A 25,418-nucleotide genomic window follows, 5' to 3' on the forward strand; every position below is an offset into this window, starting at 1 on the left:
GTGTCTTCTGGTTAGTCACGTATTATCGTGCTGTGTAAATGAACTCACAAGAAACCCTTATGTTTAGGTGCTAATTGTCACTTTCAGCTGATAAACTGGTCGAATTGTTGCCATTAAGCATTCCTTTTCAGAAGCACTCCTTTTCAGAAAAAGGTGCAGGCACTCCTTTCCAGAAAGAGACTCAGAGTTACTTTCTGAAAAACGTTTTTTGACCAAGCGAAGAGAGCATTGATTCATGGAACTCAAAGTAGATACCCACACCCACACATACGCAAGTGGCCATGCTTACAGCACGCTGATCGAAAACGCTAAATCGGCGAAGCAAAACGGTTTAGCCATGTTTTGTACTACTGATCATTCTGAGTCCATGCCGGGCGCGCCACACTATTGGTTTTTCAGCAATCAGCGTGTGCTCCCTCGTTTTATTGAAGATGTCGCAATTATTCGAGGTGTCGAGTCAAACATCATGAATACACAGGGTGAAATCGACATTCATCCGAGTGTGGATAAGAACTTGGATTGGGTGATCGCGAGTTTTCATGAGCCAGTATTTCGTCCATCGGATGTCGCTACCCATACAGAAGCATTGTTGAATGTGATTAAAGGTGGTCGAATTGATGCACTTGGTCATTTAGGAAACCCAAATTTTGATTTCGATTTTGAAGCTGTGATTCAATGTGCGGCGGAACATAACGTTGCGATCGAAATTAATAACACCACGCTTAAAGGCAATAGTCGCGTTGGCAGTGTTGATCGTTGTTACGAGATCGCAAGAATTGCTAAAGCGAAAGGTGCGTTTATTACGACAGGTAGCGATGCGCATTTCTGCATAGATGTGGGCGGGTTGGATCTCGTGTCTTCACTACTTGATGAGGTGGGCGTGGATTCGAGCAAGGTTATTACCCATTCACCACAGCAATTCTTAGCTTTTTTGGCATTGCGTGGTCGTCAATCGATTGCCGAGTTTTCGGTATTTGAATGATGGTTTGCCTAGTACTTGTCAGTAATTAGCTAGCTAGTTTGCATTTCGACACAATCAATTTTTGTACCCGACGGATTTTTGTATACACTAGCCGAAAATAATAAAGTCGAAGTGCCACAATAACGATGGCGCTATCTTCAAAGACATCGCTTCACCTGGAGAAACAATGAAAACTCGCTCAATCCTTTTATCTGGCTTAATCGCTGCTTCGCTATTGTCTGGCAACGCTTTTGCTAATGTTGACCTTAAGAAAAACATGCAAGAAATGAAGCTTGCGTTCAAACAAGCGGCAGAAGCTCAAAACATTGAAGAGATGCAAAAGCCTATCGTACGTATCGACACGCTAGTTGCTGAGCTCAAAACGGGTGTTTACCCAATTGAGAAAGAAGAACACTTCATGGAAGGTTTCAAAAAGATCAGTGCATCGATTGATAGCATTGAGAAGAAGCTAGACCAAGGTGAATTTGAATCTGCACAGCAAGAGCTTCGTACTATCGATGGCCTTCGTGAAGAGTATCACGAGAAGCGTAATCCAAGCATTTGGAGCAAGATCTTCGGTTAATTTGCTAATCAATTGAGTTTGCTAGATACGTAACAAAGAGCAAAGCCTCAAGATTCGATTTCTAAAACGCTGTCTTACATTACCCTCTCTAGAGGAAGGTGTAAGGCGGCGTTTTTTATTGTCTTTTTTCTAAACAGTTTACTGCTATTTTCTAGACATGTTACTGCTAATAGGTGCGTAACATTCTTTTGGCTCTTTGGTTGTAACCAGTTTTTAACTAAAAAGAGTGTGCGTTAGCTTCAATTTTTTAACCTGATGTTAATCTTTACGTTTACCTATATAACAAGTGCCTCATAATAAGGAAAATTTATAAAGATTAGGAATAATGCGCCGAACTTCGTTCAACTTCTCCATGTTACTTGCTACAGCATTAAGCTGGGTGCTAGTGACATTAATGCCTGTTATCAATGCTCATGGTAATAGTGCGGGAGTATGGGCGTCGTTATGTACGGTCAACGGCTTTGAACTGGTTCAAATTGAGGAAGGCGAGCCCAATACTCACAAAGGAAAGCCGTGTCCATTTAGCCATTTTTCCACGTTTCACCAAGACGAACTTCCAACTACACTACTGACAACTCGACTGAGTTCTATTGTCTCAGACAGCTACGCTTTTTTGGCTCTAAGCGAACGCTACACGAGGCAAGCCCCGCGCGGCCCTCCCTTTGATATTGCTTAAACCTAACCTTCTAAAATAATTAAAAAACAAAGTATTAAGTAAAGTTAAACATGCTCAGATTACTTTCTGATTCTTCAGAAGGTATGTTTGCGTGTGTCAAAGGAAATAATAATGTTGAGAAATGAATCTCAAAGCTCTGCGAAAGCACAAGCGACTTCGCAGTCTACAAGCAGTGCAACAACCGGTTCGAGAACCAATATAAAAAACAAAGACCGCAATAAAACTCTCTACTTCCTCACTTGGCGCTGGCACTTCTATGCCGGGCTATTCGTTATCCCATTCATGTTGATGTTGAGTATTACTGGTTTGGTGATGTTGTTTGATGATGAAATTGAACTCGCTTTCCATCAAGACGCGATTGAAATTGTTGCATCGGGCGAACCGATCAAGGTGTCGCAACAATTAGCTGCCGTACAGCATCAATACCCACAAGGTACGGTGACACAGTTTGTACCGAGTAAAGTCCCTGATCTTGCGAACCGATTTTCTGTATCGCTTGAAGATGGCACTTCCGTTTTCGCCACGGTGAATCAATACACTGGTGAAGTGGTAGGAGAAATCCCGCGCAGCGATAGCCTGTACCAACTGGCGAATGACATTCACGGCACTTTGTTGATTGGTGATTGGGGTGATTACCTAATTGAAGTCGCAATAAGCTTGTCTATTCTGTTACTCATCAGTGGCATTTACTTATGGCTTCCTCGAGATAACGCTAGCCGCGCTGGTTTTCTTAAGCTTCGATTTGGTTCAGGAACGCGTATTTTAATGCGTGATCTGCATGCGAACATCGGTGGAACACTGTCATTCATTCTTCTGTTATTTATTCTTTCGGGATTGTCATGGACAGGTTTTTGGGGCGGTAAGCTAGTGCAAGCATGGAGTACTTTTCCTGCTCAAATGTGGGACGACATTCCTCTGTCTAACGAAACGCATGCTTCTTTAAATCACGGGTCTGAGGAGGAAATGCCTTGGAACCTAGAGCAAACGCCACTGCCTTTGTCTCAAGATAAGCCAGCAGAACACGTCCACCAAGTAGAAGAAGCGTCTGAAGCTCATGATCATTCTAAGATGGGTGAGGATCATTCTCAGCATGTATTATCTGCGAGTAATTTCTCGATTGATGATGTGATAGCAAAAGCTCAATCTCTTGGTTTTACGCAATATAAAGTCAATTTCTCGCGCTCAGAAACGGGCGTTTACACCGTGGCTGCGAATACCATGGGCGGTGACATTATCGATCCAACCCAAGATCGCACGACTCACCTCGACCAATATTCAGGGCGCATCCTAGGAGAGGTGACGTGGCAAGATTACAATTTATTCGCCAAAACCTTAGCCGTGGGTATTTCTCTGCACCAAGGTGATATCAGTATCATCAACAAGCTTCTAAACGCGTTGTTCTGTTTGGCATTCATTTTGGTGTCAGTGACTGGTGGAGTAATGTGGTGGATGCGCAGACCTTCAGGCCAGAGAAAGTTGGGAACGCCACCGAAGTTTGGCGATGCAGGCTTATGGAAAGCGGGTTTAGTGACTGTGGTTATTATTTCGATATTGTTTCCACTCGCGGGTGCAACGATTGTGACTGCCATGCTATTGGATTGGTTACTGTTTTCACGCGTTGAGAAATTCAAGACCGCGTTGAGTTAATTGACATGCAAACGGACTTTCTCGACTTGAGAAAGTCCGTTTTATTAATCAGATGATTGCTTCTTTTGTGAGGGAGGCTTTAGACTTGATTCAGCGCTAGATTTGATAAAGCTTTAGATCTGATAAAGCTCTAGCGGCAGGCCGTCTGGGTCTGCGAAAAACGTAAATGATTTCCCCGTATACTCATCAACTCGAATCGGTTCGACTTCAATACCTTGTTCTTCCAAATAGCTTTTGGCATGTTGAACGTCATCAACACAAAAAGCCAAATGTCTCAGCCCTTGAGCTTCCGGAAAGCTTGGTCTTTCAGGTGCGTCAGGGAAGCTGAATAATTCTATTTGAGCGCCATTAGGCAGTGCCAAGTCAAGTTTGTACGATTGACGCGCTCCACGATAATTCTCCGCAATCACTTCAAGCTTTAAAACTTCTGTATAAAAGCGTTTAGAGACTTCATAGTCTGAGCAAATAATGGCGGCGTGGTGTATTCCTTTCAGCATTAGTTTATTTCTCCTGCCAGCTTGTCACCCAAGTGTTCCATCGCATAATCAATGAACACACGCAATCGGGCAGGCATGTACTTGGTTTGAGCAAACTGCATCGCGATAGCGCCATGGTAGTTACTCTTGATAGTCCAATCTTCCAGTACTTGCACTACAGAACCTTCAGCCAATGCATCTTGAATCACGAAGTCATGGAAAATACCCACGCCAAGCCCTTCTTTAACACCTTTCAATCGCATCTGAGAGTGGTTCACAGCGTAACGTCCGCTGACGGGGACTGTATAAAACTCATCATCTTTAAGGAAGTCCCAAATGTGGTCTTTATCTGTTTCTGCAAGGTATAAGCAGTCGTGCTCAGAAAGCTCGGTAGGGTGGTGAGGGATTCCTTTGGCATCTAAATAGTCGGGGCTCGCACAAAGTACAAGGTTCGTTTTTCCGAGTTCTTTCAATACCAAACTCTCGTCAGGTTTGTCGGTAAGGCGAAAGGCAATGTCGATGCCTTGGCGCAATATGTCGATGTCGCCATCGGCGGCTCTTAATTTGAGTTGAATCTCAGGGTACTGATTCAAGAATGGAACAACGAAAGGCTGTAGCACTGAGTTCAAGAAGGCTTCTGGCGCCGCTACTGTTATTGAGCCAGCAGGTTCAGTATGATCGGAGGTAGACAGCTCAACCGCTTGTTGCGCCGCATTAATCATGACCACGCTTTGGTCGTATACCAATTGACCGGCCTGTGTGATGATCAATGTACGAGTGGTTCGCTCGAACAGCTTTACTGAGAGTGCTTTTTCTAGACGTGTGATCAATTTACTCAACGCTGAAGGTGTCACGCCTAGCTGCTTTGCTGCAGCGGTAAAGCTACCTTCATTCACAACTAAGATAAACGAGGCGAGATCGGGAAGTAGGGCGATGAGTTTTGGGTTAATCATAAGTATCCAGTTAGACTGATTTCAACGGTGGCCATAACCTTGATTGTGAGTGATATCTTCTAATTTGTGAATCAATTTCATCAATTGATACGCGCAATAGTAGTCGTGATAGAAGCCGTTCTTTTGTTGTTCCTATTTCATATTACTCAGTTATTCACATCTCAAGTCAATATGGCGATTCCGTTGCTTCAAATTGGTTGTTAGATGCTTTTGTTATATGAATGTAAATACTTGTGATTGCTTGTTAAATTTAATTTAAACGGTGTTAGTATCCTCCCAACTTGTGCTGAATCGAATCAGCCATATTTCATCGTTCGAAGAGAGCTTTCAACTTCAACTTCGAGTTCGGAAGAGCAAAAACATAATCAGAGGTAAGTATTTTGCAACGTACTGATATCACCCCAACGCAATCTCCCGCGTTAGCCGCGTTAATTAATAACGATTATGAGCTTAATTTCCAAGAGTTTATGGACCAAATACAGCTGGCGAATAAACCCATGTCTCTGGCTTCCATTCGGTTCATATTGGATCACATCGAGCTGAGTAAAGAAGAGATCAAGTCGTTGGCGAGTTTTGATAAAGAAACATACTGTCGACAAAGGCTTTTCAAAAATGACCACTGTGAAGTTTTAATTTTGAGTTGGCTAAATGGACAAAGAAGTAAAATACACGATCATTTGAATACGTCTTGTGGCGTAAAGGTTCTACATGGGCAAGCAACGGAAACCTTGTTTGAAACGGCGGCTAATGGTCACATTTTTGCTTCTCAGTCGACTCATTTCCAAGAGGGGAGTGTGACCGTCAGTAAAGATAATGATATCCATCAGATATCGAATCTACAGGCTGGAGATGAACCGCTCATTACGTTGCACGTGTATTCGCCCCCTTTAAGCCAATTCCATCTCTATCAGCTAGAGAGCGGTAAGTCGGAGTTGCTCGACATACAACAAGAGTGCTGGGCCTACGAGATTTAACATTTATCTGTAGCGACCTGCCTACAAATACCAACCAAGTTCTGGGGGAGTTTTGGTTAAACGAGGTTATGCCCAATGCATCATGTCATAGTAGAGATAAGTAAACTACACTAGTTAAAAAGCTAGGTAAGTGACAGATGAATAAAGACAATTTCCCAATTGAGCTAAAGCGACTTCGTGAATCAGCGTCCATTTCACAGGAAGAATTTTCAGAATTGCTTTCCAATTCTCATCGAGCATTTTTTGGTGTTAATCAAGTAATGGTCAGTCAGTGGGAAAGGGCAAAGACGCTGCCTAGTTTTGTTCGTCGCCTTGGTATCGCGAGTTTCTTTCAGGTCGACTATGATTTTTCGGTAGAAGAAATGGTGCAAGTCAAAGCCGCAACAAAGAATATGGAACGTCCGTCTAATGCCGATATTGGCTACGACTATGAGGTCACAAGCGTAGAGTCATACAACATGGGTTCGCTTCCTGCGAAAAGGCTTAAGTCGATTCAAGGGATGCACCTCAAACTTCACTTCATCGACGTTAAGGCTCATCACCTTACTTATATCAGAATGACCAATACCGAAGTCGTCGATTGAACTTTTTATGCCGAGAGATTGATAACGTTTTATTTGCCCGCAAAGTTGGTCATCTAATTGATCATTTTCACTGAGTTCAAAGGTAAGCTGTTTTGCTTTAAACGACATGTTCCAAAGCAATTCATGAACCTTTTCTACGTTATCAGGGTTGGCGAGCACCTTATTGCTGACATTAACCGCCAAGTTTAAGTGAAAACAGAGAGATTTAATTTCTGTTAAAGACTGTTCGAGAACGCAAGAAAAGATCTTTTCTTCGTAACCCAACGCAAACGCACGATCAATAAACACGCCCGGAGCGAAAACCCCTTCTTCTGGAATATCTAAACGAAACAGTGCTTCGACCCCTGTAACTTTCTTGACACTAGGCTCAACCTTTGGCTGATAAAAACAGGTGTACCAGTCGTTTTCGAAGGCTTCTTGTATGGTGTGATCGGATAGGGTCATGTGCTTGTTTCTCATCTTGTCTCATTTGCATAGCGGCGTAACGGTCGAACATTCTGAGAGAAGCGGAGAATCATCACTATATCGTTCTGAGATGAAAAATTGATATTTGATATGAATTAGAAATAAATATTACATTTTCTGTTATTACCTTTCATATCAATTGGCTAGATATTGTTAGTATTAAAGTGTGATCCTAAGCCAATAAAAGCTCGCATCACATTTTTTTGTAACTGGAGGGATTATTTACAAAATTGGTCATGTTACACTTGTCCCGTTATAGGAGAGTGCCCCATTTATGAAAAATTACAGTGACATCTTAGCTTTAATAGTTGATGACTCCCCAGTTATCTTGTCGAGTATTCGAAGAATGCTGATTAGTTTGGGTTTAAATGATAAGAATATTTATCATGCAAAGGATCCTAAAGCCGCTATATGGCACTGTAAAAAAATGAGCTTTGATCTAATTATTTGCGATTATAATTTTTATACTCGATTAAATGGCAAACAAGTTTTTGAAGAACTGCAACATTATAGCTTAATCAAGCCTAAAAGTAGTTTTATCGTGATAACTGGAGAGTCGTTGTCGAAGATCGTTCGTTCAATAATTGAATTGTCGCCAGATGAATATATTTTGAAACCTTTTAATTCTGTTTATTTTACAAATAAGATAAAAAGGTCACTCGCGAGAAAATCTGCTTTATATAAATTGTACCAGGCAAAAAATCAAAAAAACTATACGATTGGTTTATCATTATGTGATGAGTTGGAATTTAAATACCCGCAATACCATTTTTTAATACAAAAATTTAGAGGAGAGTTCTACGCATTGTTAAACATGTTTAATGAAGCGAAAGAGCTGTATGATTCAATTATTGTTGAGAAAGACGTTGAGTGGGCAAATGCAGGTTTAGCTGATAGTTTAATAGAGCTTGGTGAGTTTGCTAGAGCTCAATCTATTGTCGAAAAAATGCTAGCAAAGGTACCTAACTCGACACAAGCCATGACGTTAAATGCAAAATATGACATTTATAATGGTGATATTCCTAAAGCGATAAAACAGTTTTCTATTATTTCAGAATTGACTCCTGGTAACCCTGAAAGGGAACTAGTTATTGCAAACCTATGTGTTTCTCAAGGTGATTATAGAAACGCTGCTGCAAGGTTTATGATGTATTATGAACTTAATATTGATACATATCGAGACAGCTTAGAGTCACGCTATAATTACATTCGATGTATACTATTTATTTATGACTCAATTGAAAAAAATAGCCTAGTAATAAATGAAGGCCAAATAGAAGAAGACCCTAAAAAATTAAAAATAGAAGCATTAAATGAATTTAGGCAGATATCACTGATTAAGGATAAAAATAATAATCGAACTGATGAGCAACATGATTATCAGCCTAGTTATGATGTTGATCAAGAGCTCATTATGTGTCATTTATCCATTCTTGAAGGTAAGTTGAGTGAGGCAATTACGATACTTAAGCACATTTATTCAAATGACTTAGTGTTAGGATTTTACAATAAATATCACTTTAACTATTTACTATGCTTACTTTCCTTTAATAAGGAGTTTGGTGAATGCATTAGATCAATTAAAGTGTTATTGGATGAGAGTGATTCCAGTCCTATGCTGTTAAAATCACAAGTTGAGTTACTTAAATCCTTGACCCAACAGCATAGAACGCAAACTGATGCTGTTAACACTAATATGGATAAAGTTACTCATTTAATTAAGTCAAAAGAGCTTGTCGCTGCTTTAGATTGTTTGATTGATGTAAGGTCTAAGAATACTTATATTCGAGAAGTTAACTTACAAATCATCGAGTGCTTGACCCAAGCTTGGCCTTCGAATTTCAGAGCAAGGGAAGTGAAAACCTTATTGAAATCATGCTTTAAGGTATGTCGAGAATTGTATAACGAAAAAGAATTAGAAACGTTAAATGTGCTTCGCAACTTTGAGTTGGCTGAAAGCCGAGTTGCGAAACATGCTCTAGATTAACAGTTAAGTATTGTCCAAAATAACTACTGACTTTGATAAACAGTTGTGAAGCTTCTCTAGTGGTATCGGTGCTCCTGTAAAGTAACCTTGGCATTGTTCAAAGCCGAGTTCTTTTAAAATGTTCCAAGTCGCCATATCCTCAACGCCTTCTACAACGGTATTCATCTCAAGAGAGCTGGCTACCTGGAGGAGCATTTTTACTAAGGCTTGATATTTAGGCTTAGAAGGTAAGTCGGTAATAAAGCGCCTATCGACCTTCATTTCAGTAAAGGGTAGATCTAGAAGCTTATCCAACGAGGCATATCCGGTCCCAAAATCGTCTATTGATAGTTTGAACCCGTGTATCCGCAATCTTGCTAGTGTAGCTAGCGCAGTTGGATTGTTTTGGTATGCGTGAGACTCAGTGAGTTCTAATGTTAACTTATGATGCGAAAAGTCATGGAGAGCACAAACATCTATGATTTGGTCACATACATTAGGGATTTCTAGATTGCCTTGTGTCATGTTAATAGATACAGAAATATCATAATGGTAAGCGGCAACTTCTTTTACAGCATTGTTTAGTACGACAAAGAACAATTCATCCATCATGTCATTTTCTTCCATACACTCAATGAAAGATATAGGACTTAATGTACCTAAATCTTCATGCTTGACCCTAGCTAGAGCCTCAACTGCGACGAGTGTATTATTTGAAAATAGAACCTTAGGTTGGTAGTGATTTATAATGTTATTATTTAAAAATGCGCATCTAACATCACTCAGAGTCAGTTGAGGTGGTGTTTGATGATTTTTTTCTTCTTGAATTTGATGGTGAAAGCCATCAATTGATTCTAATAGTTTTGACTTGATATCAGATTTTCTTAGCAACGTATGATATTTGAAATTTAATAGAGAACAGATATTAACGGTTAATTCACTAATGTCGTCCTCAACAGCAGTGACAATAACAACACCAAGAGAATTATCTATTTCTGATAATTGAAGAAGAAATTTGATTCCGTCCATCTTAGGCATATTGATATCACAGAAGATTAAGTCGATCTTTTTTGCTTCAATGAGCTTTAACGCTTCTAATCCATCATTAGCGACATATGTTGTCTTATGACCGAGTAAACTCAAATCAATTTTCAACCTTGTACTTTGGATCAAATCGTCTTCAACGATGAGGATGCTTAACTCATCCATCACACATGAGCCTTAGTTAGAAGGTTTTTTACATCTTTGATTGTTGCTGTCATAGCGAGTTTAAGCCTCTCTATTTTTTCTTTATTCTTCTCTGTGTCTATTTCATTTTGCAACGATTGTGCAAGTTCAGAAACAGAACTGATCCCTAGCATATTCGCAGAGCCTTTGATTTTATGAGCCAAACTTCTAACGTCATCTGTCGTGTCTAAATCCTTTAGGTCTTTAGTCATAGAGCTAATAATAACGTTATAGATCTCAATCTTATTTTCTGCGCTATAGTGAGTGAAATTGTCTTCAATTTCCTCTTGGTTATCAAAACTGGAATCGTCATCTGAACTAATGAGAAATTTTGAGATCTTGTTATGAATTGTTTGAGCATCAAAAGGTTTGAGTATTAGCTCATCAAAATTAGGGAAGTCACCAAGTTGGTAATCGCGCTCACCTGAACTACCTACAATATTGATATAGCCGAACTTTACGATATCTTCTTTGATAGCCTTAGCGAGGCTAGGGCCGCTAAGATTCGGCATATGAATATCTGTTATAATCAAGTCATAACCATCTTTACGATTTTGTAATTGAGATAGAGCCTCATTTCCATCATTGACAACATCACTTGATAGTCCCAGCTCTTTAAGTTGGTTCTTCAGTAATAACTGATTCACAATATCGTCTTCAACGATCAATACGTGTCCAATTAGTTGTTGCATTGATTCTTCCTTTATAATTTCTGTTGATGTCTTATCGACCTGTTCTTTAGGCTTTCTAATCTGTAGAAGTAAAGCACTTAGCTGCGAGTTTATATCGTTGAGGGCATCTTCGCTGTGAGAGTATTCATAAGTATCGCAAGCTTGCTGTAGTCGAGTTGCCCCTAAGTTACCAGCCGTGCCTTTTAATTTGTGGATCTCATCGGCATGTTCCATTATTGCCACAAACTCTTCGTAATCGTTGGCAAAGACATCAAGTAACTTAAGGTAAAGGTTGACGTTGCCGGCACTTACTTTTAAGCCTGATATATGATCAATATGCGGAGCGGATTTCAACCATTCAGGTAAATCAAACTCTGATGTTTCAGTTGGAGGCTGTGATGATGGAGTTTGTCTAGAATCCTGTGAGCTAATGCTGTCAGAAAACCACATTATCATCTTGGAGTACATGTCTTCAGTGTTTAAAGGTTTCGCGATAAGGTCATTCATACCTGATTCGATAGCCTTGTGTTTGTCTTGAGGCATGACATTAGCTGTCATCGCGATAATAGGGAGCGAGAGTTTTAGATCATTACGAATGGATGATGTCGTTTGATATCCGTCCATTACAGGAAGTTGACAATCCATCAACACACCGTCGAACTCTTTCGAACGTAAAAGCAATAAGGCTTGTTCTCCGCTCCCACAAATTTCGAGATCTACAACATGTAACAATAGTTCTTTTACTAACTCTTGATTAATATAGTTATCTTCAACAAGTAGAATTTTTTTGCCGTGTAGTTGATGAATGTTTTTAGGTGATTCTATTTTTATCTCTGAATTGTGGTTGACGGCATCCTGCATAGTTATACAGAATGGTATGTCAAAAGAAAAAGTACTTCCTTTGTTAGGTGTGCTTATAACGTGCAAGCTCCCCCCCATTAACTCTACAAGTTGTTTGCTTATCATTAAACCTAACCCTGTTCCCCCGTATAACCGAGCAGTAGAGTTATCTACTTGAGCGAAAGGCTTAAAAAGAGCGTCGATATCCTGGTCAGATATCCCAATGCCAGTGTCGGTAATCTCAAACAACACTCGAGCACTAGTGCCGTTATTTTCGATGCAACTAACATCCATAGAAACATAGCCACTATCACAAAATTTTATGCCATTACCCACAATGTTTAGTAAAACTTGGTTTAGTCTTAATGAGTCACCATTCACTAATTTGGGGACATTTTCATCGCACTGGTAGTTCAAACTCAACCCTTTGTGATGGGCGTTCACCGACATGAGTTTATGGCAATCGTTTAACAGTTGCTTTAGGTTAAATTGGCTTAACTCAATAGTGAATTTGCCTGACTCTATTTTTGATGTATCAAGAATATCGTTAATGATGTGGATCAGTTGGTTAGATGCAATATCGATGCTCTCAATGTACTTTTGTTGTTTTTCATTTAGGTTAGTCTTTAAAGCTAGCCCTGTCATACCCATAATCGCGTTCATTGGCGTTCGGATTTCATGACTCATATTAGCTAGAAATTGAGACTTTATTTTATTTGATGAGATAGCACTATCGCGAGCATACTTAGCTTCATTTGTTAGCTTTATCAAGTTGGTAATAGAATGAAAAATCAAATAACCGAGTAGCACTAAGCTTATTACAAAAAGGAAGGATAAGATGGTTAAGGTAAACGACGTGAACTTTAAGCTATCAACTTTTTCTACGCGTTCGTTTCTTATTGAGATTATCCTTGCTTCAGCTTCTAAAACCGAAGGAATAGCTTTCTGAGAATTTTTGACGAGTTTTTCATTGTTCTCGATTAGTTTTCCGACAAGTTTGATATAAAATTTTGTGTCACCTAGTAGCTTGGATAGGGCATCGAGATTATCTGTTTGATTAATGATTGGCATTAGTTGCTTTATAGAACGCTCAATTCCGAATAATAGATCGAGTGTTTCTTCCAAATCTATTGAGTTAATTCTTTTCCCCGATGTCAAATAATTAACGATTCTTTTGTTGATGGAAGTTCTATCAAATATCAATTGATTTACTAATCTGATTACTTTGGGGTCGCCGTGTTGATAGTTAACGTTAACCACCATTTTGAACGTTTGATTTAGTTTATTTGCTCGTTCAGCGTATTCTTTGACGATGGTTTTTCGTTCTTTATCTATTTCAACGAATTCGAGAAAGCTTGCCTGGTACTCTCCAAGAAGTTCTAAGATTATGTCTTCATTGTTGTCATTTAGATCCTGGGTGAGTAAGTTGGATTGCTCTATGTAATAAAGTGTTTTATCTAATCTATCACTATTAGGGTCTCGTACGTAACCGAGAGCGTTCAAGCGTGCTCTATCTAAAGAGAAGATGAGCTCTCCGGTTGTATATATTCGGTTTAGCGTATCAAATAACTTCGTTGTCCCTGTCCAAGTTCCAATTGCAATAGCGACTAACAATGTCATGACTAAAACGAATCCGATTATGACCGCTCTGATGCGGCTTTCTTTTTTTTCACTCTTGGAGAGCTGTTTGAAATTCGTGATAAGTTTAGGCATGTAGTCAACACTCAACTCAATTGTGGGAAATAGTATTTTGGCATAAAAACAACAACATTCTATCTATGACTTATCGATAATAAAGGGATTTCTCAGATCTTTTTATATGTTTGAAATCTGTGCTCAGTATGTTGTTTGCCCAGTGGTGATTTATAAAACACATTTGCTCTATAGATTTGCTTTATATGGCCTCTTAATAATATTAGTGCCTGTGATTCATTAATGTTTTTCCAACTAGAGGGATAATCGAAAAGGGCATGTTCAACTAGAATAGAGGTATAAGTTTTACAGTGTAAATGATCGAATTGAAATCGTTTGCATCCCCTACATAATGCGGCGCACGATGCTGCTGAATAATAACTAGGAAGGAATAGACAATGTCTTCTGCATTTTACCAACAGATTCAAAATCAAATCGAAGAAGTTAAAGAAGAAGGTCTTTACAAGTCTGAGCGCATTATCACTTCTGCTCAAAAAGCAGCGGTTTCTATCTCGACTGGTGAAGAAGTACTAAACTTCTGTGCAAACAACTACTTAGGTCTTGCTAACCATCCTGCTCTTATCGAAGCTGCTAAAGATGGTATGGATCAGCACGGTTTTGGTATGGCTTCAGTACGTTTCATCTGTGGTACTCAAGACTCTCACAAAGAACTAGAGCAAAAGCTATCTACGTTCCTAGGTAAAGAAGATACTATCCTTTACACATCTTGTTTTGATGCGAACGCTGGCCTATTCGAAACGATTCTAGGTAAAGAAGACGCAATCATCTCTGACGCTCTAAACCACGCATCTATCATCGATGGCGTTCGTTTGTGTAAAGCTATGCGTTTCCGTTACTCGAACAACAACATGGAAGAGCTAGAGCAACAACTTATCGCTGCTAAAGAAGCGGGTGCTCGCAATACATTGATCGTAACTGACGGTGTATTCTCTATGGACGGCGTAGTGGCTAACCTTCCTGCTATCTGTGACCTTGCTGATAAGTATGGTGCACTAGTGATGGTTGATGACTCTCACGCTGTGGGCTTCATGGGCGAAAACGGCGCGGGTACTCACGAGTTCCACAACGTTGTTGACCGTATCGACATCATCACAGGCACGCTTGGTAAAGCAATGGGTGGCGCTTCAGGCGGTTACACTGCTGGTAAGAAAGAAGTGATCGACTGGCTACGTCAGCGTTCTCGTCCATACCTATTCTCTAACTCTGTTGCACCTGCAATCGTGTCTGCGTCTATCCGCGTTATAGATCTTCTTGCAGAATCTGGCGTCCTACGTACTCAATTATGGGAAAACTCTGCTCACTTCCGTACTCGCATGGAAGCTGCTGGTTTCACTATGGGCGGCGCTGATCACGCAATCATCCCAATCATGCTGGGTGATGCAAAAGTCGCGGCTGAATTTGCAGAGCGCGCACTAGAGAAAGGCATCTACGTTGTTGGTTTCTCTTTCCCTGTAGTACCAAAAGGCCAAGCTCGTATCCGTACGCAAATGTCTGCTGCACACTCTCGTGAGCAACTGGATCGTGCAATCGATGCGTTCATTCAAGTTGGTAAAGACATGGCTATCATCTAATTTTAAAGGGATGTCTTATGCGTCCTTTGATTAGATAGAGCAACACCTAATAGAACATATAGATTTTTGATTCTCGCCTTACAGTTAGGCGAGATGAACTGGATAACATTATGAAAATTAAAGCACTTTCTAAGCTTAAGCCTGAAGAAGGCATCTGGATGACCGAGGTTGAAAAACCTGAAATGGGTCATAATGATCTTCTTATCCGTATTAAGAAAACCGCAATTTGTGGTACAGACGTACACATCTACAACTGGGATGAGTGGTCACAAAACACAATCCCAGTACCTATGGTAGTAGGTCACGAATACGTGGGTGAAGTTGTTGGCATCGGCCAAGAAGTTCGTGGTTTTGAAATCGGCGACCGTGTATCTGGCGAAGGTCACATCACATGTGGTCACTGTCGTAACTGTCGTGGCGGCCGTACTCACCTTTGTCGTAACACAACAGGTGTTGGTGTAAACCGCACTGGTGCGTTCTCTGAGTTCCTTGTGATTCCTGCGTTCAACGCATTTAAGATCCCTGCAGAGATCTCTGACGATCTAGCATCAATCTTTGACCCGTTTGGTAACGCAGTACACACAGCGCTTTCTTTCGACCTAGTAGGCGAAGACGTGCTAATTACTGGTGCTGGTCCAATCGGTATCATGGCTGCTGCTGTTGCTAAGCACGTTGGTGCTCGTCACGTTGTAATCACTGACGTAAACGAATACCGCCTAGATCTTGCCCGTCAAATGGGTGTAACTCGCGCAGTAAACGTAATGGAAGAGAAGCTTGAAGACGTAATGGCTGATCTTGGCATGACTGAGGGCTTCGATGTAGGTCTAGAAATGTCTGGTAACCCATCTGCGTTCAACAGCATGCTGACTAACATGAACCACGGCGGTAAGATCTCTCTACTAGGTATTCCACCATCAGACATGGCAGTAGACTGGAACCAAGTCATCTTTAAAGGCTTGGTTATCAAAGGTATCTACGGTCGTGAGATGTTCGAAACTTGGTACAAGATGGCTTCTTTGATTCAGTCAGGTTTAGACCTAACGCCAATTATTACTCACCACTACAAAGTAGACGACTTCCAGAAAGGCTTCGACATGATGCGATCTGGTATGTCTGGTAAGGTAATTTTAGACTGGGAGTAGGTTACTACCGGTTTTGAATATTAGAAGGCAACAGATAAAACTGTTGCCTTTTTTGTCGCCATTTTTAATCGATAACTAATTTAAATAATTGATTATTTTTTGTTTTTTTATATAGTGGCAAGCTTGATTCAGTCAGGGTTAGACCTATCACCAATCATTACTCATCACTTTAAAATTGATGATTTTCAAGCAGGCTTCGATGCTATGCGTAGTGGGCTGTCTGGCAAGGTTATTCTTGATTGGGAATAGATAAAATCAGGCTCTAAATAGCAAAGGGCGAAAGTGAAAACTGTCGCCTTTTTTACGAATAAAACCGCTAAATAACGGTCGATTACAGTGTGTGTCGCCATTTTGTCGCCATTAATTTTCTAATGGATTGAGGTGTATCGCTTGTATCAAATGTTCTGGTGCAAAATGGGAATACGCCATTGTCTGCTCAATTTTAGTGTGTCCAAGAATACGCTGTAGCACCAAAATATCCCCTTTGTTCATCATAAAATGCGAAGCAAAAGTATGCCGTAAAACATGCGTCGCTTGTCCATTCGGAACGTGGTCAGGTAGAGTGATCCGCACCATTAGTTTTGGACACTGAGTTAAGTGAGTACAATCACTAACGAGGTGAACAATGACAACTAAGAAAACACGAATCAAACATGCTCCTGAATTCAAAGCCGAAGCGCTTAAGTTAGCAGAAAAATCGGTGTCGCAACTGCTGCACGACAGCTATCGTTATATGAATCTCAAATCTATGATGGCGTAAAGCCATCAAAAAAGACGCTAAAATCAGTGATAGAAAAAAAGAACTCGCCACTGAAAATGCCAAACTAAAACGATTATTGGCTGAGCAAGCAGAAGAGCTAGATATCGTAAAAAAGGCCGCCACCTACTTCGCGAAAAATCTAAAGTAAATTGCTATGAGTTTATGCTCGAACACCTGATGCAATATAGGATTGTCCGTATGGCTAAGGTGTTTGGGGTTTCTAGAAGTGGGTTTTATTATTGGATTGATAATCGCCATAAAGTCACTCAACGCAAGGAACACCGCGAGAAGCTTGATTGCAAAGTTCGAGAAGTCTTTGATGATAAAAAGTAACGCGATGGTGCAAGGCGTATTCAAAAAGAACTTGAAGAAAATGGTAAGAAACATGATTTAAAAACCATTGTCGCGAGCATGAAGCGCCAGAGCTTAGTCGCGAAGGTGCCCGAAAGTTCAGATGTACGACAGACAGCAAGCATAGGCTTCCTGTTGCCCCGAACTTGCTTGAGCAAGACTTTAATGCGACAGCACCGAACCAAAAATGGGCTGGAGATATTACCTATCTAGCGACAAGTGAAGGTTGGATGTATTTAGCGGTCGTTATCGACTTGTACTCATGGCAAGTAGTTGGTTGGTCAATGAGTAGCAGAATGACCGCTACTCTGGTCTGTGATGCGCTATCAATGGCATTGTTCTGCAGAGGCATGCCCGAAGGGGGGTATCCATAGTGATAGAGGTAGCCAATATTGTTCAAAAGACTACCGAGACTTAATCTCAGCCCATAATCTAAAACAAAGCATGAGTAGAAAGGGAAATTGTTGGGATAACGCCTGTGTTGAAAGCTTTTTCCACTCAATGAAAGTAGAAGCAGTCCAATACGAGCCGATAATGACGCGAGAAGAGATGCGCCAAGCACTTTTTGAATATATCGAAGTTGATTATAATCGGACAAGAAGGCACAGTGCTCTTGGGTATCTAAGCCCAGTTAACTTTGAAAAACAATATGTCGCTTAATGCGGTGTCCAGTCTAACTGGTGCAGAACAATGTACTTGGATACCTCTGGAACATACTTTGAACGAAGCTTTGCAAAATCCGTGGGCCTCGATCCAACACTGCTACATTTTACTATGAAGCCTCAGAATTTATACTGAGGCTTCGTTCTATCCGGGGGCAGGGTATTTCGACTCGACCCATTCAAACCCCACTGACTATAACTTGAGCTTTATTCGCGGAAAATTATGGCATTGCTGATATTAATCCTTTGAGTTTCAGAAGCAGTTGTGGTGAATCAAGCCTGTAGAACTATAAAGCTATATATTTACTACATGGAAATTTTTTAGGTTTTATTTCTTAATTAAGCGCTTGAAATTAAATTGTTATTTAAATTTCAATTCACCCCTTCACAGGTCGGAGGTGAGAGTGCATGAGGGAGCTGCCTTTTTGAATTGACTCTTCAATATCTTCAAAGTTTACGTATAAAATGAGGTGACAAAATAGCCCTCCTCGGCACACCATTAATTTTTGCAACGTTGTAGAATGCGAAGTTATTCAACCCATCTTGGATTGCATCTACGCTCTGCGTATAAAGCATCAAATCATTGTTGAAAGAGAACTCCAGTGAGTGATGCCGACCTGTTTAGCTTGTTGTTAACATCTGAAAAGAAATAATCTGTTGTTTCAACCCATAAACCGTTGTATCTCCCTACTATTACGAGTGAGGGATAAATAGAAGTCGGCCGTTTTACCAAGCGAGTGATTATTCGATAGAGGTACATCAAACATACCTTCACTATGATGTAAATATCATCAATTTGCCATGTTCGGCTACGTGTTCCAGTACCATCGCAATTGTTTCGCAATTGTTTCGCAATTTCAGACGCATTCTTTTACACCCGTAGATAATCCTAGAATGGTCAACATTGACGCCACGTAGCCTGTAAACTCTTAGTAGGGATGAACGACAGTTTGCTCGTTTTGTAAGTCTGTTATCGCTTGAATCACATTCTCAGGTTTTTCTGATAAGCGATTGAAAAAGTGTGTATACCACTCTTTTCCGTAGCACAGATAAATTCTCGTCTGATATCCCCGGTCTTTTATTTGTTTTAACAACTCAGGACGAACTCCATGCAACATTTCAAAGGTTATCGACGCCTTTGAGAGCTGTTTGTTGCCGAGGATGGCTTCGATCAACGCTTCGTCACAAGAGGCAACAAGAACGGGAACTTCTTGCTTGGCAAGCTGAGTGAGATACTCAAGATACTTTTCTCGTATATGGGCTTTTTCCTGAATAGCGATACGCTCTGAAACTGAATAAACACCTTTCACCAGCCTAACGATACCCCGAGCAAATCGTGGCTCAGTTAGATCATCTTGTGTTCGATGTAAGTATGCTTGCAAGGTAATACCTAGGTTATCGTACTTCTCTGACAGCGCGTAATAAACAAACAAAATATCATCGACTTTATGGAATTCTTCCATGCTGATGATTACGTTGCACTGGGTCTTTTGAGCAGCGCAACAGATTTTTTCTAGATTTTCTAGAGCGAAATCGCGGTCCAATACGAGCCCAATCGTCGAAAGATCGAGACACAGGTTTGTCCCTGGTGTCAGCCGCTCACAGCGGCTGGCCAAGTGAACAAATTGCAGTGTGTTTATCTCACAAAGTTCTCGTGTTTTACTGTCTTCTCCCCCCATGTACTCGAGTGACATCGCGTACCCTTTCGCCTCGTAACGCGACGCCAATTTTATCGCTTCACTCTCATGTTCAACGATGTATCGTTTTGCGGGTTTTAGAAGAGCCTCATAGGCCATTGGGTCCTGATTGAATGTGCTGATCAGGTTTTCATTACGTGCAATGTGCTTTAACATGCGACTAAAGAAATTCACCTTCTAACTCCTAGTATGACTGTGCGTTGTTATTAAGTACGTGGCAAACGATTTGTACAAAGTGCTCGGTGCACTCATTGATGATGAAGTGACCACTTTCAAACAAGTATTGATGTACGGCTCCTTGCGTGTACTTAGCCCATTCGTCTAGATGCTGAGCGGTTGTAAATGTGTCATTTTTACCAAATAACAGATGCAAGTTTGATGTCAGTGTGCCATTGGGTACCATTACGTAATGCTCTGAAGCCACAGCATCGGCTCTAAGACATTGGGTAAGTTCCGATAATTCAGCCCTAGCCACCTTTTGCGTAGGCTGGCCAAAACTAAACAACTTATTAAGAAACTTATCATCGTCTTTTTCATCGCTAATCTTGGTCTCAGGAACCACATTGGGGCTTCTTGAAGCGACTACTATCAAGTTATCTACAGCCACACCTTTAAGTTGAAGCTGTCGAGCGGTTTCATAGGCTAAGAGCCCGCCCATGCTATGCCCGACGAACGTAGTCGGTATGTCTCCAAAGTTGACGAGTTCTTGGGATAACGATTCGGCCATCTCGGCAATTGAGGACATTGGCGGCTCCGATTTCCGGTTTCCATGCGCTGGTAAGTGGACCGAAAACACTTCAACGTGCGATCCAAGACGTCGTACCCACGGCTTAACATCATAGGGAGATCCTCCCGCGCAATGGAAAAACACTAATCTTTGCCGTGGTGTTTTTACGGGGCGGCATTTGAGCAGCCACAACTCATCGAGAAATCGCGCCAGCTCATATTTAGCAGACTCTGTCGTAAGTTGGCCGTTTGTTTCAAGCAACGTGACTAAAGAAGATAGTGTGGTATTGGAGTAGACTTGGGGAGACGTCAGCTCAATCCCCGTCACCTTCTTGATCTCAGACACGATTTGGATAATGGCCAAAGAATCGCCACCACTGTTCAAGAAATCTTCCTCTACACCCCCTTCAAAGGTAGGAATGGCTTGACGAACGATAGCCGCTACCGCGTTCATCGTGGTGCTATGTTCCTCGGAATCGCAGTCCTTTGTTATTAGCTCAATGTACTCTTTCAACTTAGCTTCATCGACTTTGCCACTCAGCGTCAATGGGATCTCGCGTTCATGAATGACTTTCGACGGCCACATGTAGTAAGGTAGCTTATCTTTGATTAACGAAAGAAGCGATTCCGGGACAATGTGCAGCTCTGGTTGCGTCGTATAGAAGAGGTAAAGTGTACCTTTATCATGGATAACAGAGCATTGCTCGACCAGATGAATGGAAGAAGCCGTATTTTCAATTTGTAGTAACTCGACTCGATGCCCATTGATATTGACTTGTCGGTCATTTCGCCCATAAATATCAATGTTACCATCATTTCGAAATCGGCAGACATCACCCGTATTGTAAGCATTCACGCTTTCTCCCCATGGAAGATCAACATTAACAAAGCTTTGTTTCGTCACTTTATCCAGATTTAAGTACCCTTGAGCAACACTTGGTCCAGCAATAAACAACAGTCCTGGCATTCCTAGCGGAACAAGCATATGTTGCTCATCTAAAATAAACGCTCTCACATTGGGCAATGGCCTTCCGATCGAAGGATTGATTTCCTCATTGTCTTGGCATCGATAGGTGGTGACGGCCACAGTCGTTTCCGTCGGCCCGTAACCATTGATGACTTCAATACCTGCTCGAGTAAATGCTAAGGTGACGGCATTGCTGAACTTCTCCCCCCCCAATGACAACAAGCGGAGCGAGCGCAATTGCGAAAGGTGCTGTTTGAGATAATCTAACAGCACTGGCGGAATTTCCGCGACGGTTACCCCTTTCTGTAACATAAACGTCGCTATCTTTTGCGGATCGGCCTTGTATTCATCGGGAAGGATCGCCAGTTTAGATCCATTAAACAAACTACAAAACATGTCGAAGACAGATACATCAAACGCAAGAGAGGCAAACTGAAGCACGGTATCGTGCTCAGTAATTCGATAGTCTTTTGAGATCCCCGCAACAAAGTTGGCCAACGCGCCGTGCGATATTTTCACGCCTTTGGGATTACCCGTCGTACCAGAAGTGTAGATGATGTAAGCCAGCTCACTCGGGCGATAAAGCAAGTCGGGGATGTTAAAGTTGCACCCTGAAACAGTTTCGACTTCTTGAACCAGCAATGACGGAGTCGACGGTCTGACCGTCCACTCGATGAGGTCAGTGATCAGAAGTTTGGCTTGGCTATCCCCAAGGATGTACACCAACTGACTCTCAGGGCTCTTGATGTCGACGGGGATATACGTAGCCCCTAAAGAGAGTATCGCAATGATGGCGGCGACGGCCTCAGGACTGCGTTGTAAATAGAGACAGACCCTGTCTCCTCGGCGGATCCCTAGCCTTTCAAGCTTTAGGTAGAACTGCTTTACTTTCTCGTGAAATACATCGTGCGACAGTGTCTCCTTGTGATTCATGATGCAAGTCCGCTCATGACCAGCCGCGATAATCGCCAGAATTTGAGGAAGAATAGACGGCATATTTATAGGTAAACTTTCTCCAAAAGAGAAGGAATGCAATGTGTCCAACTCTTCCCCAGTTGGCAGAAACACCGCCGCGTCATCCACATTTTCTCTACGAGTAAACGCGCGGGCACAAGCGTTCACTTTCCCCATAATGCCAGTAACCAGTTTCTCGTGGTAAACATTGGGATTATATCCAATGTTGACCTTAATCCGCTCTTTGCATTCAGCGATCTGCAACACCACGTCACAGTTGTCGATGTGTTCGTGTGAGTTATACGAGAAACCAAAATTAGAGGCCGCTTCATGGTCGTCCACTTCTCGGAGGCAGGACGGTTCGACGTACAAGGGAAGTCGTCCAGCTAAAGGGATGGCCTTATCGGTAAAAGCTTGCTCTTGACTGAGGTTTTCTGGCAAGTTAACCGCAAGCGTTACCTGTGTGTCCAACAGCTGAGCACGCAAACCAAAACTGTCCGCAGCAGAATAGCGAGCTAACACTAACATGTATGACAACACGATCTGAGAGACCACACTCTCACTACGATCAAAGATAAACTCTGACTTTGTCTCCAGCCACGCAAACGGCTTGTCTTCATAAAAGTCAGGCGGAACCAGCCAGTTTTTTACTTCAACTTGGGAGGAGGGTGTTTTCGCATCAATAAGATTGATGATTTTTTGGCGTTGAGTAAATGGCAGCTTGGTGACCCTGTCATAAATCTCATTCATTCTAGTTTCCATCCGAGACTACCTTGTTAATTCTCTCTGAAAGATCCGTGGTTTTTGCGAAGAATTCATAGACTGCCGACTCCGCAGTCAGGCCATGGCAACCGTGGATGTGTACCGTGGTTCTAAAAATCGCGAGCAGTAAGGATTTAATCGCATCAAGCCCTTGATTTGGATAGTTGGACCCATGATAACCCTGTTCAAAAACGGTGTACTGAGCCAACAGTGAGGCATAGTTAAGTCGTAAATATTGATGTTCATGCAGGTGTTTTCCAAACTGTTTTTTTTTGATTAACCTGCGTTTACATAGACTCAGTAAAGTATGGCAATAGCCTAAAGAAAACGACATCAAATCCATTCGGGCTTGGCGCATCAGTTGGTGATAATCCGCTTCACTCAACTTGACTTGAGCAATACGTTGACTATCATCAAGGTGTAGGTCTTTGGCGCGCAGCAAATCGCCGACTAACCCTGTTGGGTTGGCCCCTTTAGCCTCTATGAACAACTCATCCGCAAGGATCCGATAGAGATAGACGTTTTGCTCGTGGAAAAACACGATACAAAGTGATGGGCTCCCCATTTGCGCTCGGCCAATGAGACCTTCTAATCGAAACCCGTTATTATCCTTCGTAATTGCTACATGAGAAGCAGAGCGATGATCCAAGATAATCGGTGTGACAGCATCTAAATCTAAATCGCGCTCTCGCGATGGACATAGTGACAACACGTCAATGAGTCTGAACTTATCAAGCTCCTGTAAATATGGCGCTTTACGCGCGAACTGATTCACTAAAATTCGTCGATGCTTTTCACCCAAATCAAACCCACCAAGAGACCTTGGCTTATGGAAAATGAGGCTGTCCTCACTGAGTGAGGTGCCCATAAATGAATGCGCATCCGTCTGAAAAAAATCGTCGGCATAGAGTGTATTGAAGGAATCTTCTAACGTTGTCTCAAATACAATATTCATGTTACACCTTCTTCATAAATGGATTTCCTCGCAATGGTTTCAAGCATCATCTCAGAGCTGCCTGCAGACAGTAACAATCCTTGCGACTCGCGATAAGCAGCACTAATGTTGTTATAAAACTGTGGTTCGTTAACGAGCACGGCTGTTTGGTCAAGGTTATCGTGGACATAATTTATGATCTTTACCGCCAATTCACTTGAGATTAGCTTCGCAATTGACCCTTGATACTCGCTAACTTTTCCGTGCTCAAAAAAATCACTCAAGACCGCATCGACGTGCTTTCTCGCACAACGAAGCTCAAACTCTAACGTTTTGACATAATCTTCATCCCAAGGGCCATCATGAAAGTAGGCGCTTGATGCAAGTAAGAGATGAAAAAATCGCTCGGCTTTGATGTAGTAATCAAAACCGGTTCGTTCAAGGGAAATGGCTTCCGTGATAAGGGCCCACCCCTTATCTATTTCTCCAACAATATCCTCGGCAGAGACTATTAGATTGTCGAACCTTACCCGACAGAAATTTTCGTCACTGATCGAGTCCAAAGGCTCAATACTGACGCAGTCATCATTAAGTGGGATTATGAACAACGTAAGGCCATTATGACCGCCACTGTTGGAGTCTGTTCGGATGGCGCACAAAGCGTGATCGGCTTGCTGTGATTTGAGCGAGTAAATTTTTTCCCCATTGATGACGAACGTGCCGTCATCGGATACAACCGCATGACTTTGCAGCGATGCAAGATCAGACCCAGACGTTGGTTCTGTATATAAAATGGAAAAAAACGTCCGCCCTGCTGCGATCTCTGGCAAAAACCTCTTCTTCTGAGATTCGCTACCCGCTATATTGAGTAGGCCACCGACAAAGTGCACGCTAAGTAAATATAATGTTTCAGATAAGCCTCGGCTTACCAGTTCCTCAAGAACAAATAAATTGGCTGGCTGGCCTAAGTCCAGCCCACCGAATTGCTGGCTCCACGAGGGAGCTAGCAATTGCTCTTGACCAAGTCTTTGATACAATTCTCTAAGATCGGGTTCCAACCTAGGATCCCGTAACTCATTGGTTTCTACATAATCATTGACTATGCGTTTAATTTTGGATTTAAAGTCAACATAATTCATGGCTTTGGACAATAACC

Annotated in this window: 16 protein-coding genes and 5 pseudogenes; 11 read left to right on the plus strand and 10 right to left on the minus strand. The window is 41.7% G+C overall.

The genetic code is table 11. The features are described from left to right. The first annotated feature begins 235 nt into the window (after positions 1-235). From L3V35_RS18480 to L3V35_RS18495, 4 genes are all read left to right on the plus strand, one after another. Positions 236-982 carry a phosphatase gene (locus tag L3V35_RS18480; RefSeq protein WP_054547061.1) on the plus strand — a complete coding sequence of 249 codons (747 nt, stop codon included), beginning with the start codon at positions 236-238 and terminating at the stop codon, positions 980-982. A 166-nt stretch (positions 983-1,148) separates the two neighbouring features. Continuing rightward, positions 1,149-1,544: a cytochrome b562 gene (locus L3V35_RS18485; protein ID WP_004730193.1), complete on the plus strand. Its 396-nt coding sequence runs from the start codon at positions 1,149-1,151 to the stop codon at positions 1,542-1,544. Positions 1,545-1,869: 325 nt separating this feature from the next. Then, entirely contained in the window at positions 1,870-2,220 is a 351-nt protein-coding gene (locus L3V35_RS18490) for a hypothetical protein (RefSeq protein WP_017082430.1), read from the plus strand. A gap of 111 nt (positions 2,221-2,331) precedes the next feature. Further along, the gene (locus L3V35_RS18495; RefSeq protein ID WP_237300427.1) at positions 2,332-3,867 is read left to right on the plus strand and encodes a PepSY domain-containing protein; all 1,536 of its coding nucleotides are present in this window, start codon (positions 2,332-2,334) and stop codon (positions 3,865-3,867) included. 113 nt (positions 3,868-3,980) lie between these two features. Here the strand turns inward: L3V35_RS18495 and L3V35_RS18500 are convergent, their stop codons facing one another. Both L3V35_RS18500 and L3V35_RS18505 read right to left on the minus strand, forming a co-directional pair. Next, positions 3,981-4,364, minus strand: a complete 384-nt coding sequence (locus L3V35_RS18500) for a VOC family protein (RefSeq protein WP_146456102.1) — start codon at positions 4,362-4,364, stop codon at positions 3,981-3,983. Beyond that, complete coding sequence (locus L3V35_RS18505; RefSeq protein WP_004730200.1) at positions 4,364-5,296, minus strand: LysR family transcriptional regulator; 933 nt, start codon at positions 5,294-5,296, stop codon at positions 4,364-4,366. The genes L3V35_RS18500 and L3V35_RS18505 overlap by 1 nt, the downstream gene beginning before the upstream one ends. 380 nt (positions 5,297-5,676) lie before the next feature. Here L3V35_RS18505 and L3V35_RS18510 point away from each other — a divergent pair, with 380 nt between their 5' ends. Together L3V35_RS18510 and L3V35_RS18515 are read left to right on the plus strand one after the other, a co-directional pair. After that, positions 5,677-6,270, plus strand: coding sequence for a cysteine dioxygenase family protein (locus L3V35_RS18510; protein WP_237300428.1), 594 nt, complete (start codon positions 5,677-5,679; stop codon positions 6,268-6,270). A gap of 137 nt (positions 6,271-6,407) precedes the next feature. Next, positions 6,408-6,848: pseudogene (locus L3V35_RS18515) on the plus strand (helix-turn-helix transcriptional regulator); the annotation flags it as partial. Here the strand turns inward: L3V35_RS18515 and L3V35_RS18520 are convergent. Next, a pseudogene (locus L3V35_RS18520) lies at positions 6,750-7,313 on the minus strand (EAL domain-containing protein); the annotation flags it as partial. The pseudogenes L3V35_RS18515 and L3V35_RS18520 overlap by 99 nt on opposite strands. Positions 7,314-7,593: 280 nt before the next feature. Between L3V35_RS18520 and L3V35_RS18525 the strand changes: the two are divergent. Next, positions 7,594-9,306 carry a response regulator gene (locus tag L3V35_RS18525; protein ID WP_237300429.1) on the plus strand — a complete coding sequence of 571 codons (1,713 nt, stop codon included), beginning with the start codon at positions 7,594-7,596 and terminating at the stop codon, positions 9,304-9,306. Positions 9,307-9,309: 3 nt separating this feature from the next. Here L3V35_RS18525 and L3V35_RS18530 read toward each other — a convergent pair whose 3' ends face one another. Together L3V35_RS18530 and L3V35_RS18535 are read right to left on the minus strand one after the other, a co-directional pair. Beyond that, a complete protein-coding gene (locus L3V35_RS18530) occupies positions 9,310-10,494 on the minus strand; it encodes an EAL domain-containing response regulator (protein WP_237300430.1) in 1,185 nt (394 codons plus the stop codon). Further along, positions 10,494-13,736: a response regulator gene (locus L3V35_RS18535; protein WP_237300431.1), complete on the minus strand. Its 3,243-nt coding sequence runs from the start codon at positions 13,734-13,736 to the stop codon at positions 10,494-10,496. The genes L3V35_RS18530 and L3V35_RS18535 overlap by 1 nt, the downstream gene beginning before the upstream one ends. 377 nt (positions 13,737-14,113) lie before the next feature. On the opposite strand from L3V35_RS18535, the gene L3V35_RS18540 reads away from it, so the two are divergent. The 3 genes and pseudogenes from L3V35_RS18540 to L3V35_RS18550 form a co-directional block, all read left to right on the plus strand. Then, a complete protein-coding gene (locus tag L3V35_RS18540; RefSeq protein ID WP_237300432.1) occupies positions 14,114-15,307 on the plus strand; it encodes a glycine C-acetyltransferase in 1,194 nt (397 codons plus the stop codon). 110 nt (positions 15,308-15,417) lie between these two features. After that, entirely contained in the window at positions 15,418-16,449 is a 1,032-nt protein-coding gene (gene tdh, locus L3V35_RS18545; RefSeq protein WP_004730216.1) for an L-threonine 3-dehydrogenase, read from the plus strand. Positions 16,450-16,554: 105 nt separating this feature from the next. Further along, positions 16,555-16,698: pseudogene (locus L3V35_RS18550) on the plus strand (L-threonine 3-dehydrogenase); the annotation flags it as partial. Between the two features lie 111 nt (positions 16,699-16,809). Here L3V35_RS18550 and L3V35_RS18555 read toward each other — a convergent pair. Continuing rightward, positions 16,810-17,010: pseudogene (locus L3V35_RS18555) on the minus strand (tyrosine-type recombinase/integrase); the annotation flags it as partial. 64 nt (positions 17,011-17,074) lie between these two features. Here L3V35_RS18555 and L3V35_RS18560 point away from each other — a divergent pair. After that, positions 17,075-18,220 (plus strand): annotated as a pseudogene (locus L3V35_RS18560) (IS3 family transposase). A 931-nt stretch (positions 18,221-19,151) separates the two neighbouring features. Here L3V35_RS18560 and L3V35_RS18565 read toward each other — a convergent pair. From L3V35_RS18565 to L3V35_RS18580, 4 genes are read right to left on the minus strand one after another with little or no spacing between them, the layout of a single operon-like run. Continuing rightward, positions 19,152-20,093 carry a proline dehydrogenase family protein gene (locus L3V35_RS18565; RefSeq protein ID WP_237300433.1) on the minus strand — a complete coding sequence of 314 codons (942 nt, stop codon included), beginning with the start codon at positions 20,091-20,093 and terminating at the stop codon, positions 19,152-19,154. 10 nt (positions 20,094-20,103) lie between these two features. Beyond that, positions 20,104-23,316 (minus strand): amino acid adenylation domain-containing protein, encoded by a 3,213-nt coding sequence (locus tag L3V35_RS18570; RefSeq protein WP_237300434.1) that lies wholly within the window; start codon positions 23,314-23,316, stop codon positions 20,104-20,106. 1 nt (position 23,317) lies between these two features. Continuing rightward, complete coding sequence (locus tag L3V35_RS18575) at positions 23,318-24,283, minus strand: hypothetical protein (protein ID WP_237300435.1); 966 nt, start codon at positions 24,281-24,283, stop codon at positions 23,318-23,320. Then, positions 24,280-25,413 (minus strand): acyl-CoA dehydrogenase family protein, encoded by a 1,134-nt coding sequence (locus L3V35_RS18580; protein ID WP_237300436.1) that lies wholly within the window; start codon positions 25,411-25,413, stop codon positions 24,280-24,282. The genes L3V35_RS18575 and L3V35_RS18580 overlap by 4 nt, the downstream gene beginning before the upstream one ends. Positions 25,414-25,418 lie beyond the last annotated feature (5 nt).

This window comes from Vibrio sp. L5-1, from assembly GCF_021728315.1.
In the GTDB taxonomy this organism is placed as follows: domain Bacteria; phylum Pseudomonadota; class Gammaproteobacteria; order Enterobacterales; family Vibrionaceae; genus Vibrio; species Vibrio splendidus_K.